The 15,749-nt window shown below is 45.7% G+C and carries 15 protein-coding genes; 8 read left to right on the top strand and 7 right to left on the bottom strand.

Annotated features, from left to right (window positions below):
• The first annotated feature begins 61 nt into the window (after window positions 1-61).
• Window positions 62-583, top strand: coding sequence for a YwgA family protein (locus BM003_RS05240; RefSeq protein ID WP_093670823.1), 522 nt, complete (start codon window positions 62-64; stop codon window positions 581-583).
• Window positions 584-648: 65 nt separating this feature from the next.
• On the opposite strand, the gene BM003_RS05235 is transcribed toward BM003_RS05240, so the two are convergent.
• From BM003_RS05235 to BM003_RS05225, 3 genes are all read right to left on the bottom strand, one after another.
• A complete protein-coding gene (locus tag BM003_RS05235) occupies window positions 649-876 on the bottom strand; it encodes a YdbC family protein (protein WP_093670821.1) in 228 nt (75 codons plus the stop codon).
• Window positions 877-926: 50 nt separating this feature from the next.
• Window positions 927-1,157, bottom strand: coding sequence for a hypothetical protein (locus tag BM003_RS05230; protein WP_093670819.1), 231 nt, complete (start codon window positions 1,155-1,157; stop codon window positions 927-929).
• 221 nt (window positions 1,158-1,378) lie between these two features.
• On the bottom strand, window positions 1,379-2,578 hold the full coding sequence (locus tag BM003_RS05225) for a glutathione synthase (RefSeq protein ID WP_093670817.1): 1,200 nt from the start codon (window positions 2,576-2,578) through the stop codon (window positions 1,379-1,381).
• Between the two features lie 296 nt (window positions 2,579-2,874).
• On the opposite strand from BM003_RS05225, the gene BM003_RS05220 reads away from it, so the two are divergent.
• Window positions 2,875-3,405 carry a YwhD family protein gene (locus tag BM003_RS05220; protein WP_093670815.1) on the top strand — a complete coding sequence of 177 codons (531 nt, stop codon included), beginning with the start codon at window positions 2,875-2,877 and terminating at the stop codon, window positions 3,403-3,405.
• Window positions 3,406-3,421: 16 nt separating this feature from the next.
• Here BM003_RS05220 and BM003_RS05215 read toward each other — a convergent pair whose 3' ends face one another.
• The 3 genes from BM003_RS05215 to BM003_RS05205 form a co-directional block, all read right to left on the bottom strand.
• A complete protein-coding gene (locus tag BM003_RS05215) occupies window positions 3,422-3,889 on the bottom strand; it encodes a DMT family transporter (RefSeq protein WP_093670813.1) in 468 nt (155 codons plus the stop codon).
• 11 nt (window positions 3,890-3,900) lie between these two features.
• On the bottom strand, window positions 3,901-4,347 hold the full coding sequence (locus BM003_RS05210; RefSeq protein ID WP_093670927.1) for a DMT family transporter: 447 nt from the start codon (window positions 4,345-4,347) through the stop codon (window positions 3,901-3,903).
• Window positions 4,348-4,535: 188 nt separating this feature from the next.
• On the bottom strand, window positions 4,536-6,578 hold the full coding sequence (locus tag BM003_RS05205) for a transglycosylase domain-containing protein (RefSeq protein ID WP_093670811.1): 2,043 nt from the start codon (window positions 6,576-6,578) through the stop codon (window positions 4,536-4,538).
• 251 nt (window positions 6,579-6,829) lie between these two features.
• Here BM003_RS05205 and BM003_RS05200 point away from each other — a divergent pair, with 251 nt between their 5' ends.
• Together BM003_RS05200 and argS are read left to right on the top strand one after the other, a co-directional pair.
• Entirely contained in the window at window positions 6,830-7,258 is a 429-nt protein-coding gene (locus tag BM003_RS05200) for a YwiB family protein (RefSeq protein WP_093670809.1), read from the top strand.
• A gap of 91 nt (window positions 7,259-7,349) precedes the next feature.
• On the top strand, window positions 7,350-9,020 hold the full coding sequence (gene argS / locus BM003_RS05195) for an arginine--tRNA ligase (RefSeq protein WP_093670807.1): 1,671 nt from the start codon (window positions 7,350-7,352) through the stop codon (window positions 9,018-9,020).
• Window positions 9,021-9,092: 72 nt separating this feature from the next.
• Here argS and BM003_RS05190 read toward each other — a convergent pair whose 3' ends face one another.
• Window positions 9,093-10,307, bottom strand: coding sequence for a phospholipase D-like domain-containing protein (locus BM003_RS05190; RefSeq protein WP_093670805.1), 1,215 nt, complete (start codon window positions 10,305-10,307; stop codon window positions 9,093-9,095).
• Between the two features lie 320 nt (window positions 10,308-10,627).
• Between BM003_RS05190 and rpoE the strand changes: the two genes are divergently transcribed.
• From rpoE to BM003_RS05165, 4 genes are all read left to right on the top strand, one after another.
• Window positions 10,628-11,074, top strand: a complete 447-nt coding sequence (gene rpoE, locus BM003_RS05185) for a DNA-directed RNA polymerase subunit delta (protein WP_177184648.1) — start codon at window positions 10,628-10,630, stop codon at window positions 11,072-11,074.
• A gap of 372 nt (window positions 11,075-11,446) precedes the next feature.
• Window positions 11,447-13,045: a CTP synthase gene (locus BM003_RS05175; RefSeq protein ID WP_093670799.1), complete on the top strand. Its 1,599-nt coding sequence runs from the start codon at window positions 11,447-11,449 to the stop codon at window positions 13,043-13,045.
• Window positions 13,046-13,250: 205 nt separating this feature from the next.
• A complete protein-coding gene (locus BM003_RS05170) occupies window positions 13,251-13,655 on the top strand; it encodes a response regulator (RefSeq protein ID WP_093670797.1) in 405 nt (134 codons plus the stop codon).
• A gap of 241 nt (window positions 13,656-13,896) precedes the next feature.
• Complete coding sequence (locus tag BM003_RS05165) at window positions 13,897-15,192, top strand: UDP-N-acetylglucosamine 1-carboxyvinyltransferase (RefSeq protein ID WP_093670795.1); 1,296 nt, start codon at window positions 13,897-13,899, stop codon at window positions 15,190-15,192.
• The last annotated feature ends 557 nt before the right edge of the window (window positions 15,193-15,749 follow it).

Below are 15,749 nucleotides of genomic sequence, written 5' to 3'. Positions count from 1 at the left end.
CAGCATAAAGGGAGCATTTTAATCGAGTATTTGAGATCATGTTACATGGGGGAAATGAAACATGTTGGAAGACCACGCAATAATTGCCGCATTAATTCAACAGTCAGGTAGAAACTCCGGACGCAAGAAGCTGCAGAAATCCATTTATATTTTTCAGAGACTCGGTTTTCCATTTCACCAGATTTTTCATTTTCATTTCAACGGTCCTTATTCTGAAGAATTATCGGTACAACTTGAGGAATTATGTGATTTTGGATTCTTGATTGAAGATCGGGAAGAGACTCAAAATAAAGATGAGACATGCTCTTATCGCATTTCAGAGGCGGGTCTGGATTTCTTGTCTCATTACAAAAATGTTCTGCCCAATATGCACGGTCTTACACAACACGTCGTAGCCCAAGAAACTTGGTTTCTTGAATGTGTCGCTACACTCCTTTATTTTGACTATTTGCCGCGCGTTGAAGCAGTAGAAAAGGTGAGGGCACTTGAAAAACGGACGATGAACGAGGATTTTGATCATGCGTTAGCATTCATCGACGAGCTTCGTTCCCTTCAGTCGGCTGAGTGTCCTGCGCTGCGCTGAAGATCTGAAACGTCAAAATTGGAACAGGCGGATGGCCACTTGCCATCCGCCTGTTCCTGCCTGATTCAGTTTAATTCTTCGAGCTGATTGAGTAAAAGTTTCAGAGCTTTCATCTCATCCACACTGAGCGTAATGCCCTTGCCCATTTTCTCCCCATCAGGTGCCCAATCTCTTAGATCATATTTCGGGGCGCGTCCGTTCCAACTGATCATATTCAGCTGCTTCGACCATCCATTGGGTGACTCATTCACCGTCCCGATCTTCTTCACGAGTTCAAATTGAATACTGCTCATTTACTGTCCCCCTGACCAAAGATCATTCATTTAAACAGATGATACCGCATTCACAAGAGCACAAAATGTTCATGGAACCAAGAGCCGCCACTTAGGATCTCATTGCTGTCGGCGATAATGTGCGGCTCGCCTTCTTCATCCTGCGTGACTAAATGCCCTTCATTATCTTGTTCAGCCATGTAAAAATTGTTCACTTTGAAAAGCAGCCGTGATTCCATGAAATCTGTAGGGATTTCGACTGTCTCTCCATATACATTTTTGATGCATCTGATCAGGACCATACGTTACGAATCCTCCACAAAACAAAAGTACCATGTCCAATTTTCGTAAGTAAAGGCTTGAAGCCATTTCATCACGAGAAACTATTTCTGCGCGTTTGGGACATTTCTACTTTAAGAATAAAGGCTGTCTCCATTTTTGGCAATGGCTGGAATAAAGGAGAGATATAGGAAATCATCTTGGCTATGCGTTCGTTTCATTGTGGCAAACGGTTAACTGCTTGTTAATGAGCTGAGCGACAGGGGGAAAGGTACGCATTTTTCATTTGTCTTGCCCAATGCATCGCTGCCGACGGCTCGCGCTTGAGCTCGGAATGAACGCGTGCTGCATAACTTTTTGAACGATCAATCCAGCGTGCTCGTGCGTCGTTTAGTGCCGATTCATAAGCGGCGGGGAGGCTTTGGCTACGTGTGAACGTAAGTAAAGCATCGAACAGCGCATTCATTTTAACGCTAAACGAGTCGGTGACCGTGCATAACGCTGCTTCATCTGATCGCGCATTCGCTTCTTTTTGGTCTTCTCTTGTAAATTCGCTAGCGTCACTTTGTGCACACCAGAGCAGGTAAAGATGCATCAAATACAGATCGTTTGGGTTGATTCCCGCACGAAAAAGTGGATTGAGATCGGCAATTCTCAGTTCGATCCGACCGGCTTTCGGTGCGTTCACAAGATCTTCAAAGCCGGTTCCCTTAATTCGGACGAGCTGATAGAGTTCGCGTGGGCTTTCAATCACGCCTCTTTCTACGGCGTCGCGAAGCGAGTCAATGTAATTCTGAGGGCTTGAGTAGTCTGGATACACGGGTTCAAGATTTTTGTATCCATGCGTGCTTAGCCGTACGGAACGATAAGGGATCGACTCGATTCGTTCCGGACTTGCCGAGAGCAGATGAACAAGAAAATAGCGATGCCGCAGAGCATTTGCGACTAGATTCAGATAAAAACGGTTGCATGCATCCTGATTTGGAAATAGATGGTCAGGAAAAGAAAAATTAAAATGAATACCACAGTAGAGCTGTTTAATGCGCCCGTATTTCTTCGAGAGGTAGACGCGGTAGCCCGTTTTATCTTGCCCTTTGCGACCAAAATCCGCGATCGGAATCTGGTCTTCTGCCGGTAATAACGAAGGAGGGGTACTCAGCGGCCATAGTAATTCATCGTTAATCCCCGTATAAATTGTCTTGGTCAACCGTTTTTCATGCGCAAACAGTTCCTGCACGGAATGCGCAACAGGAGTGACCAACTCAATCTGACTCTCAGAAAAATCAGTTGTAATTTCAGAATTAGTCAGCTTGTCACCGAACGCAAGGGGGTGCGGTGTCAGCGCCAACGTACCGCGTGGATCAACTCTTAAGTTCTCACGTTCCAAGCCAAAGCGTCCGTCTGCGGATACTTGAGTGATCGTGAATGGCTTTTTATTGCGCATGGTGTTCCCCTCACATTCTTTTAGAAAACTTGACTTCATCGTTGCTCATAGGAGGTGAGCAACGTCAGGCGATCAGACCGTTCACTAATATTGAGTCTAAAGGATGCGGCGCTTTGAATCAATTAATTAGAATTAGGGAGTTTGTCACAACCTAATTTACAACAGTTTTTATGGCATCTGACTCATAGGATGCTTGATTCGAGCAGATGGTGCAGGGATGATCTGCTCCGTTAATTGGGCGTTGCCGGAGCGCATGTGATAAACTAGCAACAGTGAGATTAATCACGTCTGAAAGGGTGAATGATTTGGATATTTTTCATCAGGATGGAAAAAAATCAGGCTTTAATATAATTAAAGGCGATTCGACAAAAGGCCATGGCGGTTTTGGTGCCGGGTTGATTAATTTGGACACTATATCTCCAGTCATCATTGACGTGGAAGAAGGCAAAGCGGAAGTTGACATAGGTGCGCTCCACGCGCGCAGCGCTATTGAACGCAGAATCCGTTTTTCGGCAAATAAGGACGATCTGCAAGGCGGGGGGAAAAAATATTGGCTTGTCTGGGTAAATACGGAAGTGACCAAAGAAGGACCGCGTTACTCAGGAGCGGGCGCCGCCGAAATGATTATCCATCGGGAGATCAAACGCGGTTATAAGGTACTGGCGGATCACGTTAATAAAATGGACAAAGCGCTCAAAGGAAAAGTGATGCTGGATGATATGGACGCCAAATCAAAAAAGGTACTTCGTGAATTTTTGATCAGCGTTGCGCCTGAGCAATGGGAACGAGCCAATCCGGACTTGAAGGCATCGCTCACGGCTGAATGAACGGGTCACAGGCGCATTAGTACTGTTGAATCAGCAAAATACCGGCGATCATTAATACAAGACCCGCCGCGCGCGGCCAATTCATTTTATGCTGCGCGACGCCAAACCAACCGAAGTGATCGACGGCTATGGCGACGATCATCTGACCGCAGAGTACCGAAACAACAGTTAGCGCCGATCCAAGTACAGGCAGCAGCAAAATGTTAGACGTGACAAAAATGACGCCGAGCATCCCGCCGATCCAAATCCACTTTGGTGCGCGCGGGATTAGTTTTAGATCCATCGTCATTTTGCGGTCGATGATCAGCGTGACTAGCACAAGGATGCATGTGCCGGTCATGAATGAGATGAGCGACGCAAGAAAAGGCGACTGGACGGCATAGCGCAGTTGGGTGTTTATCGATGTCTGAACCGGTGATACCATTCCTGCGGCGAGCCCCCAGATGAGAAATAGTGCTGTTACTGTGAATTTTTTACGCTTCATAATGGTTCTCCTTAATAGTTCTTGATCAAAAAAACGCCGCCGAGCATGCAGACAATCCCGATCAGGCGCGGAATGTTCAGTTCATGAATGGGCACGTTGAACCAGCCGAACTGATCAATTGCAATGGCCATGATCATTTGACCGATAAGTGTGATTACAACGGTCAGCGCTGCACCTAGTTGAGGAAGCAGCAGAATGTTCGAGGTCAGGTAGAAAACCCCGAGCGCGCCACCGATCCAGATCCACCACGGGTTATTGTGGAAACTATCCGGAGCGAAGGTGAGTTTATGATCAATAACCAGAGATAGGATAACCAGAGTCAGTGTTCCGGTAAAAAATGACAGAAACGAAGCCATGAAGGGCGACCCGACTTCAACGCCTAGTCTGGAATTAATAGAGGTCTGTACAGGAATAATACCGCCGGCAATCAATCCGCCAATTAAAAATAAACTAATCATCATAGATCCCCTCTTTTTTGCTCGGTGATCTAAGTATAAGAGAAGAACATCGTGATTGAGAAATAAAATGACCTCAAAATAGAACTTTTAATCTGCATTCAAAAAAGCAACAGAACTTTTCCGAATTTTATATCGGAAGTTCCTGTTGCTTTTTAGTGAGCTCAAAAGCGGGCTAGTTCACACCGTTGCTATTTCCACCAATGGAACAGGCGGTCAAACATGCTGCGCGGCTTCTTTTTCTTTTTGATGGCTTTTTCGGCTTTCGATTGACCGCAATACGCGGTCGGTTCAGTTCCTTTTACAAAATAAGTGGGTCGTCCGGTGCATCCTTTGCCAGCGCGAAGGCCGCTCTTCGGGTCAATACTGACGCTAACGACGCCTTTAGGCGGTTTGAATGCATTTTTTGGTGTTCCTTCGAGCGCTGATTCCATAAAATGACTCCAAATTGTTTTCGCATAGCCGGTGTCCGGATATGTACTGATGGTTTCGCCTTTGTCATAGCCGACCCAGACCGAGGCGACCAAATCAGGCGTGAATCCTGCCATCCAACTGTCTGCTGATGTCGATCCGGTTTTTGCGGCGACTTTGTGCGTCAGCAATCCTGCTACCGGACTACCCGTCACCCGCGTGTATCCATTCAGCCGTTTATCAAAGATACCGGTCATCATCTGAGAGAGAACGTAGGATGTTTGGCGATTCAGCACTTGCTTTTTCTTTGGCGCCCATTCATAAAGCGTTCGTCCTGCATGATCAGTCACGCGTGTAATAAGCGCCGGGTGAACACGCGCGCCCTCATTGGCGAAGGTCGCGTAGCCGCGGGTGAGCTCAAGAACGCTTACCGGCTTTGAGCCTAAAGCCAGAGAGGGAATCGGCGCAAGCGCGCTCGAGATTCCGGCTTGGCGGGCAGCTTGGACTAAGTGCTGCATGCCAATTGCTAAATGTGTCTTTACGGCAAAAATATTATCGGACAGGGCAAGCGCTTGCGCCATGGTAATCGGTTTGTCTGCATAATAGCCGCCGAAATTGTTCGGCGCGTAGTCGGAATGGCCGTTGTCAAAGGTGAATGCCGTTGGCGCGCTCTTTAAACGAGTCGCCGGTGTGAAGCCATTCCGTAGAGCCGCATAATAAAGAAACGGTTTAAACGCAGAACCCGGCGCGCGCTTTGCGCTTACTGCCCGGTTATAGGAACTGCTTTGATAGTCACGACCTCCGACCATCGCTACGACACCACCGGTTTTCGGATCCAAAGCAACCAGCGCTGTTTGAATTTTTGATGAATCCGGTATGGTATGCTTGATCCAAAATTCTGCCGTTTCTTGTGTTTCGTTATCGAGCGTTGTGTAGACCTTGAGCCCGCCGGTGGCCAATTCTTTTTGGCTGATGTGCAGACGCTCCGTCAGTTCGTGCCTAACTACGTCTTGAAAATAAGGCGCTATCTCTGCTTCTTTTTTGTCCGTGCGTACCAGCTGAAGCGGCGAATGGTATGCGATTTCAGCTCGCTTTTTTGTGAGATAGCCGCTTTTTACCATCGTGTTCAAAACAACCTTTTGCCGCTTTTTAGCCAAATCGTAGTTTAGAAAAGGCGAATAAAGGCTGGGGCCATTTGGAATTCCGGCCAGCATGCTGGATTGAGCAAGACTAAGATTTTCTGCGCGCTTGTTGAAATACACATGTGCGGCGGCTTCAACTCCGTATGCGCCATGCCCGTAATAGATTGTATTTAAGTAGCCTTCAAGAATCTCTTTTTTCGATTCATTCATTTCAAGGCGAACAGTGTAGAACATTTCGGAGAATTTGCGCAACCATGTTTTGTCGTTGGATAAAAACAGGTTTTTCGCATACTGCATCGTGATTGTGCTTGCGCCCTGAGCTTTGCTTAAGCTGCGCATATCGACAAAGGCGGACTGAGCGATTCGCTGAAAATCAAATCCATGGTGGTGGAAGAAGCGGCGATCTTCGATGGCAAGCGTCGCCAGTTTGATCGAAGGCGCCATGTTGTCACTGCTTACCCATTGTCTGTTGGTCGTATCCCATTTTCCAATGAACTTGCCGCTGTTGTCATAGATAACGGCGGGACGTGATGCCGGAATATCCATCGGTCCGGCAATCTTTGCCGACAAGAGAAGTATGGCAACGCAGAGCAGCAGCAGTATAGGAAACAATGCGGCGATGCGGACGCTCCATCGCGTGATTACGTTCTTCCTTTTTCGGATCCTCATGTCGAAACGCATGGATCAGCACCCCCTCAATCCGAAAAACAGGCAGCCATGACAGCCCCGTGTGTGTCTTTGTTTTTACCATTCATTATGGATGAAACCGCCGTTTTCTAAACCTTGCGAATCGAAAAAGGCGAATTAAGGTATAAATACGAGAAAAAAATAGAATCCTTGGAAAAATAGCCGGGTTAACCTTGCCCAGAGATAGTCAATCTTTTATAGTAGTATAAGTATGAACACATGCGGTTACGAAAGAAGGCTGCTGAATGAAGACACGTGATGCTGAAATCGTTTTTATAAGCCGAATCTGTGATCCTGGGCAGTCTAGGCAGCAGCAGAAGACGACTGCCGTTCTTCAGGGGAGGGTCGGTAGAAGCGGATCAAGTCTGTATCTTGTTTTTAGCGCTGAAATTGCAGATGTCGGACCTGCCGATTACACGATTCGAGTCAGCGGCAAAGAAGCGCTTATTATACGCAAGGGCGCTTCTCCAATGAGGCAGCCGCTCATGATCGGACAGACAATGACCGGCACTTACGGCACGCAAATCGGTCATATGGAAACGAAGGCGACCACCGAGATTATTGATAGCGATACCTCAGATGATTCAGGGGTGGTGCGACTTGTCTACGACTTAAGCGTTGCGGGTCAATCGGTGGGCAAAGTGATGCTTGATTACCGCTATAAGATCGGTTAAAGCCAAGCTGAGAATAGCGGTTTCCGGAAATGATACCACATAGAATACAATGCGAGATATGCGCCAGACGCAATTTTGGAGGTTATATAAGATGACGATCGTTGAGCAAGTCAAGAATCAATTAAAGGAAGAGATTGTAGAGGCGGTGATCAAGGCGGGTCTTGCCGCCCCGGAGCAAGTGCCGGATGTAGTACTTGAAGCGCCGAAAGACAAGTCGCACGGCGACTTTGCAGCCAATATGGCGATGCAGCTCGCAAGAATTGCCAAAAAGGCACCGAGGAAGATCGCTGAAGAGTTGATTGCGAGCTTCGACAAGGAGAAAGGTCATATTCGCAAGATCGAGATTGCGGGACCCGGATTCATCAACTTTTTCCTAGATAATCAATATTTAACGAATTTGATTCCGACAATTATCGAGGCAGGCGATTCTTACGGTGCTTCAAACAGTGGCGCCGGGAAAAAGGTCCTCGTCGAATTTGTTTCTGCCAATCCAACCGGCAGTCTTCACCTTGGCCACGGACGAGGCGCGGCGGTCGGTGATGCTTTGTGCAAGCTGTTGAACAAGGCCGGCTACCATGCCGTACCGGAATATTACATCAACGATGGCGGAAATCAGATTGCCAATTTGGCGATTTCATTGGAAGCACGTTATCTTCAGCAATTAGGGCAGAGTGCGGAGATTCCGGAAAATGGCTATCATGGCAAAGATATCATTGAACTGGCGAAGCGGCTGGTTGATGAATATGGTGATGCTCTGTCGGCGAAACCGGCAGAAGAACGAAGCCGCTTCTTCCGGAATTTTGGTGTTGAGCACCTCATGCGCGGAATCAAAAAAGATCTTGGAGACTTTCGTGTCCATTTTGACAACTGGTTCTCCGAACGTTCTCTTTATGAGGATAATAAGATTGAGCCTGTTCTTGAGTATCTTAAAAATAAAGGCGAAGTTTATGAAAAAGACGGAGCGTTGTGGCTGAAGACCTCTGAATACGGTGATGACAAGGATCGAGTGCTTGTTAAGTCGGATGGCAGTTACACATACTTCACGCCGGATATCGCGTACCACAAAAACAAGCTTGATCGCGGGTTCGAACAGTTGATTGACGTGCTTGGCGCGGATCACCATGGTTATGTGCCGAGACTGAAAGCGGCGATTCAATCGCTTGGTTACAATCCTGACCAATTAACGGTACAGATCATTCAGCTGGTTAACTTATTCAAGGATGGCGAGAAGGTCAAGATGAGCAAGCGTACAGGCAAAGCGGTCACGATGCGCGAGTTGATGGAGGATGTAGGTGTTGATGCTGCGCGTTATTTCTTCGCTATGCGCAGCTCGGACAGCCACCTTGATTTTGACTTGGATCTGGCGATTTCGCATTCGAATGAAAACCCGGTATACTATGTTCAATACGCGTATGCACGAATCACCAGCATGCTGAAACGGGCGGAGGCTTTTGAACATGATAACGTCGAGGAACTTGACCTGAATCTGCTCACCGGAGATAAGGAAATTGATTTGCTGAAGAAGCTGGGCGATTTTCCTGCAGTTGTCGCGGACAGCGCGGAGAAGTTGGCCATCCAGCACATTCCGAACTATTTGTATGACCTAGCAGCTTGCCTGCACAGTTTCTACAACGCTGAAAAAGTGCTCGACGAAACTAATGTGCTGCTTAGCAAGGCGAGAGTCGCTCTAATGAAAGCTGTTCGTATTACGCTTAAAAACGGAATGGAACTGATCGGTGTTAACGCACCAGAAAAAATGTGAACAAAAGAATGGATTAAGTAAAAACAGCCTCCAATCCTTATCAGGAGGCTGTTTTGTATGCAGAGCATTTGTTTAAAGAAAGTAGCTGAACCACGCACACACTTTGGTTTTCAATTTAGCCCAAGGTGAGCGACGGGCCAATTGGTCGTAAGAAATGGAGACGGATTTGTCCTTCATTTCCTTTTTCAACTGTACCAGTGCTTGGTGGACGAGTTCAGGATCCTCAATGAATCCTGATAGCTCATCGTTCCAAAACAGACTGCGCTGATCAAAATTTGCCGTACCAAGATAACATAGTCTGCGGTCAATAATGAAAACCTTCGAATGATAAAATCCTTGGTAAAAATGGAAAAGCTCGGCACCTTTTTTCAAGAGCGGTTCAAGGTATTGATATGAAGCCGGTTGAACAAGCGCGTGGTCCTTTTTCATTGGTAAGAGAATGCTCAACTTAACTCCGTGCTCCACGCGGTTGACGAGCACGTCCATGAGTCGCTTGCTTGGTACAAAATAAGGGGATCCGATCACGATGGATGTCTGGGCACTGCTCAATTTATCAACAAAGCAGGTTTCAAGCTGTTTGCCGTCCGTTCCAATCAGTGTCAGAGGTGATGGCCCTTTAGCAACCGCTGGGAAATAGGTACCGTTCTTGAGAAGATCTGCGTGGGTTGCTTTTTTCCAGTCTTCAAGGAACAAACGCTGAAGTTCGGGAACGCTCTCGCCTTCGATTTTTAAATGGTTGTCATGCCATGGTCCCATTTTCGGGTTGCGGCCGATATAGTCACGACTGACATTGTAGCCTCCGAAATAGCCGATTTTTCCATCGATAATCATCATCTTTCTATGGTTGCGATGGTTTAGGTAATAAAAGGTGAATGGAAAAGTTGGTTTTCCTGAGAAAGCAAGCTGAACGCCTGCTTTAACGAGTTCTGCTCTTTTTTTTCTTAGTGCGAAACTGCTAAGGGCGTCGACAAGCAATCGGACTTCGACGCCGTCTGCCGCTTTTCTTTTTAAGAGGTTGATCCATTCTTCCCCTACATCGTCTGCGATAAAGATAAAAAAGGAAAGATGAATATGATACTTGGCATTGCTGATGGTTCGCTTCATTTCTTCGAAGAGCGCATGACCATTTGTGTAATAGCGGAAATTGTTAAGTCCGGTTATTGGATTGCGCTCGGCAATTAAGGGCCGTTTCAATTTTAATCCCGCGCGAATGTCGAACAGGACCAAGGCAAAAAAGAGAATGGTGAGTGCAAAAAAAATGATGAGTAGTTGGACGAATGGGTGCATCATCGTTCCTCCGATCAACTAGGCGTATAATTTGCGCCGGTTATCATTTAATATATCCCAAATTTATCGTTGTATCGTTGTTTTACTGAGAATTTTTTTGACTAGACTTGATTTTAATTCATGAACGGATTATTGTATTTATTGTATAACCTTACAATGAGTCTCAGTGTGCGTACTTCCGTGACGGACGTCCAAATAGATTTTTGGATAAGCGGTTTGCGGATTTTTTTCAGCATTCAGAAGTCTTGCGTTAGAAAAACCTACTGCAGGGCGGATGTTAAAGCCTTGATAAGGTATGATAAAGGGAAAGGATGTTTCCATTGACAGAACACGTGGTTGAAAAAGCGAAGGTTGACCAATTCTATGATATATTGTCCCAGTCGAAAGAACCGAAAACTTTCTATGAACTGACCGACATGGTTTATAAAGACGGCGAAGTTGAGGCTGATGGCGGCGAATCACTGGCTCGTCTTTATACAACGTTGATTCTTGACGGACGTTTTCTGAGCGTTGGTCATAACCTCTGGGCGCTGCGCAACTGGTACCCGCTGGAACAACGCGAGGATGATATCGCTAAAACACTCGGGGACAGCCATCATGAGAAGCATAAGGTAGCGGATGATGGATTTGATGATTATGACGAAGATGAAGAAGAAGAAAATTTAGATGAAGACAATGATACAGACGATGACAACGATGATGATTTTGAAGATGATGATGTGAAAAGAATTAAGCGTAACGCGATTATTGATGATGATGAAGAATAAGCTTGCGATCGTACGGACGTGCCTTTTGCATCGCAAATAAGCTAGAATACAGAGTCAATGGAATGGAGTACAACCCAATCTCATTTCATCGAATCATGCAGGTGCTTTTTTCCTGTAACGTACTCTTGATTCAACTGGGCAAGTTTGTTAGAATTGCAAAGGGCGACAAATAGAACGAAATTCAAAGCAAAAGCGAGCCCTCCGAAAGGGGAGCGTGTCGCTTTTGCTTTTTTACAAACAAAGGCAAGAAAAACCGGTCGAAAAAGGTCAAAATTGATCGCAATGACGACCCCTTGCCATGTAGATTCATCACTGTGCTTGCCGTATGAATTCACGAAGCTTTTTCTATTGATAAGGGGGAAATCATCAAGGATGACGAAGTACATTTTTGTGACCGGAGGCGTGGTTTCGTCTCTCGGCAAAGGGATTACCGCGGCGTCATTGGGACGTCTTTTGAAAAATCGCGGATTGAAAGTGACGATCCAGAAGTTTGATCCATATATTAATGTGGATCCAGGCACAATGAGCCCGTATCAGCACGGTGAAGTATTTGTTACCGATGATGGTGCAGAAACCGATCTCGACCTTGGGCATTACGAACGGTTCATTGATATCAATCTAAATAAAAACAGCAATGTTACAACAGGTAAAATCTATTCCACAGTTCTGAAAAGAGAACGCCGGGGTGACTACTTAGGCGGCACCGTTCAGGTCATTCCACATATCACGAATGAAATCAAAGATCGTGTTTTCCGAGCGGGCAAAACGACGGGCGCTGATGTTGTGATTACGGAAATCGGCGGTACGGTCGGTGATATCGAAAGCCTCCCGTTCCTAGAAGCGATCAGACAAATTAAGAGTAATGTTGGTTTGGACAATGTGCTTTATATCCACTGTACATTGATTCCTTATCTGAAAGCGGCCGGTGAAATGAAAACAAAACCGACGCAGCACAGTGTAAAAGAGCTGCGCAGTCTTGGCATTCAGCCGAATATCATTGTTGTTCGTACCGAATTGCCGGTTTCCGAAGAGATGAAAGCGAAGCTCGCTTTATTCTGCGATATCGACAAAGAAGCTGTCATTGAGGCACGTGACGCAGAAACGCTCTATCAGGTTCCGTTGCAGTTGCAGGATCAGCATTTGGACGATATCGTCTGTGAGAAATTGCATCTGCCGCAGGGCGAAGCAGATATGAGCCAGTGGCATGATCTGGTGGATAAGGTTCTTCATCCGAAAAAACATGTGAAAATTGGCTTAGTCGGTAAATATGTTGAGCTTCAGGATGCCTATATTTCTGTTGTTGAGGCACTGAAACATGGGGGATACAGCTTCGATACGGAAGTGAAGGTTCAGTATATTAACTCTGAAGATTTGCTGCCAAACAACGTGAATGAACAGTTAAAGGATTGTCAAGGTATCATTGTTCCGGGCGGATTTGGTGACCGAGGCATTGAAGGGAAAATTTTGGCCATCCAATACGCGCGTGAACATAAGGTGCCGTTCTTCGGCATCTGTCTCGGTATGCAGCTGGCGACGATAGAATTTGCTCGTCACGTATTGAAATTGAGCGGAGCAGATTCAGCCGAATTTAATCAAGACGCTGAGGAAGCGATTATCGATCTCCTTCCGGAACAAATGGATGTTGAAGATTTGGGCGGCACTCTGCGTCTTGGGTTATATCCATGTAAAATCGTGAAGGATACGAAGGTTTTTGACGCTTACAACAAAGAAATTATCTACCAGCGCCATCGTCACCGTTATGAGTTTAACAACCAGTACCGTGAAAAAATGACGGAAAAAGGCATGGTGTTCTCAGGCTTGAGTCCGGACAATCGGCTTGTGGAAATGATTGAATTAAATGATCATCCTTGGTTTGTGGCATGCCAATTCCATCCGGAATTCAAGTCGCGTCCAACACGCCCGGAACCATTATTCCACGACTTCATTAAAGCATCTTTGGCTAATGAATAATAAATTTTAATACCTTCTTACCAGTGTATAACTGTATGAGAAAACCGGCAGACCGATTGATTTATGAATCGACCTGCCGGTTTTTGCTTTTTTTCTAATAATTTAAAAGAGGGAAATCACGTTCGATAAAGAAGTGATATATGTGAAGATAAATCTGAACCAGCACAGAGCGCGTTGCAAAGAATGAACGAAAGAGGGCAATCTAATGGTAAAACAGAATTTGGTGTGCACCGCAACAAAGGCAAACAAAATTATGATTGTTGACGATCAGGCAGGTATTCGACTATTGCTGAAAGAGGTTTTTAAAAAAGAAGGTTACCCCATTTTGACGGCGGGCAGCGGTGATCAGGCACTGAAATTTCTCAAAGAAGAGGACCCAAAGCTCGTCCTGCTTGATATGAAAATTCCTAAAATGAGCGGTATGGAAATATTGCACCATATGAAGCAAATGAAACCGAATCTGAAAGTGATGATTATGACAGCTTATGGCGAGAATACGCTCGTTAAGGAAGCATTGCGTGATGGCGCAATCGCGCATTTTTCAAAACCTTTTGATCTTCAGGAACTCATTGCCGCAGTTGAGAAAGAATGCCCGCAGTGCGCAAAATAATTAATCGGGTTTTCTATAGCGGGACGAGTCCGTACACACATGATTTACAGGTTTATGCTATAATGCTGAAAGAGTCTTCTAGTTGTCGGCAGGACCTATAAATGCTCAGTAATTTTATGAAAACGAGAGCATAGTGTTAATTTTGTACATATAATGGTTTTGCCTGCCTGGTTTCATGTATGAGTGTTCTTAGAAAAGCGCTTGATAATTTGATGTAAAAGGAAAAGGAAGTATTCTGACCATGGATAAATTACTAATTGAAGGCGGCACACGTTTAAATGGCACCGTTCAAATAAGCGGAGCGAAAAACAGTGCGGTCGCGCTGATTCCGGCCACCATTCTTGCTGATTCACCTGTTACCATTGACCAGCTTCCCGATATTTCAGATGTGCGCACACTATGCAAGCTACTACGTGAAATTGGCGGAACTGTTTCTTTTGACGACCATACATTTGTTGTTGACCCGAGAAAGATGGTGGACATGCCGCTTCCGAATGGTTCAGTGAAACGATTGCGTGCTTCCTACTATTTAATGGGCGCGATGCTCGGCAGATTTCATAAAGCCGTGATTGGTCTCCCCGGTGGGTGCAATCTTGGTCCGCGTCCCATCGACCAGCACATCAAAGGATTTGAGGCGCTTGGGGCAAAAGTGACGAATGAACGCGGAGCGATTTATTTACGTGCGGATTCTTTGCGCGGGGCGAGGATCTATCTTGACGTCGTCAGCGTTGGCGCGACAATTAATATCATGCTTGCGGCTGTTAAAGCCGAAGGGCAGACTGTCATTGAGAACGCGGCGAAAGAACCGGAAATTATTGATGTAGCGACACTATTGACGAGTATGGGCGCCAAGATTAAAGGAGCGGGAACAGATGTCATTCGCATTGAAGGCGTGAAGCAGCTCCATGGATGCAGACATATGATTATTCCCGACCGGATCGAAGTCGGCACATACATGATTATCGGAGCGGCCGGAGCCGATCGTTTGCTGATTGACAATGTGATCCCTCAGCATGTGGAATCACTAACTGCGAAACTTCGTGAAATGGGCGCCGATGTGCAGGTAGGCGAGGATCAAATTCTTGTCTCGAGAAGCAATAAGCGCCTGATAAGCGCAGATGTGAAAACGTTGGTTTATCCGGGATTTCCAACAGATCTCCAGCAACCGTTGACAAGTTTAATGACGCAAGCGGAAGGCACGAGTATTATCACGGACACCATTTATGGCGCGCGCTTTAAACATATTGATGAATTAAGGCGCATGGGGGCGAATGTGAAAGTTGAAGGTCGCTCAGCAATTTTGAGCGGACCGACACGCCTTGAGGGTGCGAAGGTTCGAGCCACTGATTTAAGAGCGGGAGCATCACTAGTCATTGCCGGATTAATGGCAAAAGGCATTACAGAAATTGTTGGTGTTGAGCATATTGATCGCGGCTATGATCATATCATGGAGAAGCTGCGAGCTATCGGTGCCAACATCTGGCGCGAGCGCATGCTCGAGGATGAAGCTAGAGAAAGTCTTAAGGAGCAAGAATAAGTCAGGATTTGCATAGAAACCATGTGTGTTTTCGTGCAGATCCTTTTTTACATCATTAACAAAACGCAAAATTCTGAATTCAAAGAAACGGTGTACGTGATTCGCAAAAAAGGAACACTATCGAAACCAGCACATTCTGCGGTTCACCGGATCTGGAATCTGGGCCATCCTGGCCGTAGCAACGGCTGTTTTACCATCAGAAGCTCGATGAAACTAAATTTTCTAACTTGATCCGTTGAAAATACGGGACTAATGGTTGATTAAAAGGGTATAATATGATATTAATGGGATAATGTGATTTATAAAAAATTATAACGGTGAGAAAAAAATTGCGTTTGGCTTTTTTTGAATGATATCTATGATCTGAAGAGACTGTGCTTATGCTCGTGAAGAATTTAAATTTGCCCAGCTGTTCGTGGCTTGCTCTTTCAACTTAATTCCTCCCCTCCTCTCAACTAGCACAGTTCTATGTCTTTTCCGAATTTCAGATGTGAAGAAGGTAAAAATATAAAGCCGAATTAGTTTCTGGCTTTATGTATTTGATGATAAATTTAAAA

This window comes from Sporolactobacillus nakayamae (assembly GCF_900113325.1).
Lineage (GTDB): Bacteria > Bacillota > Bacilli > Bacillales > Sporolactobacillaceae > Sporolactobacillus > Sporolactobacillus nakayamae.
The sequence above is the reverse complement of the archived record's forward strand: the minus strand, read 5'-3'. Positions and strand labels throughout refer to the sequence as shown.

What these genes read in the sequence shown, in the direction of transcription:
- BM003_RS05170 (WP_093670797.1), top strand. Translation starts at nt 13,251, where the DNA reads ATGGTAAAACAGAATTTGGTGTGCACCGCAACAAAGGCAAACAAAATT.
- BM003_RS05210 (WP_093670927.1), bottom strand. Translation starts at nt 4,347, where the DNA reads ATGATTAGTTTATTTTTAATTGGCGGATTGATTGCCGGCGGTATTATT.
- argS (WP_093670807.1), top strand. Translation starts at nt 7,350, where the DNA reads ATGACGATCGTTGAGCAAGTCAAGAATCAATTAAAGGAAGAGATTGTA.
- BM003_RS05235 (WP_093670821.1), bottom strand. Translation starts at nt 876, where the DNA reads ATGAGCAGTATTCAATTTGAACTCGTGAAGAAGATCGGGACGGTGAAT.
- BM003_RS05225 (WP_093670817.1), bottom strand. Translation starts at nt 2,578, where the DNA reads ATGCGCAATAAAAAGCCATTCACGATCACTCAAGTATCCGCAGACGGA.
- BM003_RS05190 (WP_093670805.1), bottom strand. Translation starts at nt 10,307, where the DNA reads ATGCACCCATTCGTCCAACTACTCATCATTTTTTTTGCACTCACCATT.
- BM003_RS05240 (WP_093670823.1), top strand. Translation starts at nt 62, where the DNA reads ATGTTGGAAGACCACGCAATAATTGCCGCATTAATTCAACAGTCAGGT.
- BM003_RS05215 (WP_093670813.1), bottom strand. Translation starts at nt 3,889, where the DNA reads ATGAAGCGTAAAAAATTCACAGTAACAGCACTATTTCTCATCTGGGGG.
- BM003_RS05165 (WP_093670795.1), top strand. Translation starts at nt 13,897, where the DNA reads ATGGATAAATTACTAATTGAAGGCGGCACACGTTTAAATGGCACCGTT.
- BM003_RS05205 (WP_093670811.1), bottom strand. Translation starts at nt 6,578, where the DNA reads ATGCGTTTCGACATGAGGATCCGAAAAAGGAAGAACGTAATCACGCGA.
- BM003_RS05175 (WP_093670799.1), top strand. Translation starts at nt 11,447, where the DNA reads ATGACGAAGTACATTTTTGTGACCGGAGGCGTGGTTTCGTCTCTCGGC.
- BM003_RS05230 (WP_093670819.1), bottom strand. Translation starts at nt 1,157, where the DNA reads ATGGTCCTGATCAGATGCATCAAAAATGTATATGGAGAGACAGTCGAA.
- BM003_RS05200 (WP_093670809.1), top strand. Translation starts at nt 6,830, where the DNA reads ATGAAGACACGTGATGCTGAAATCGTTTTTATAAGCCGAATCTGTGAT.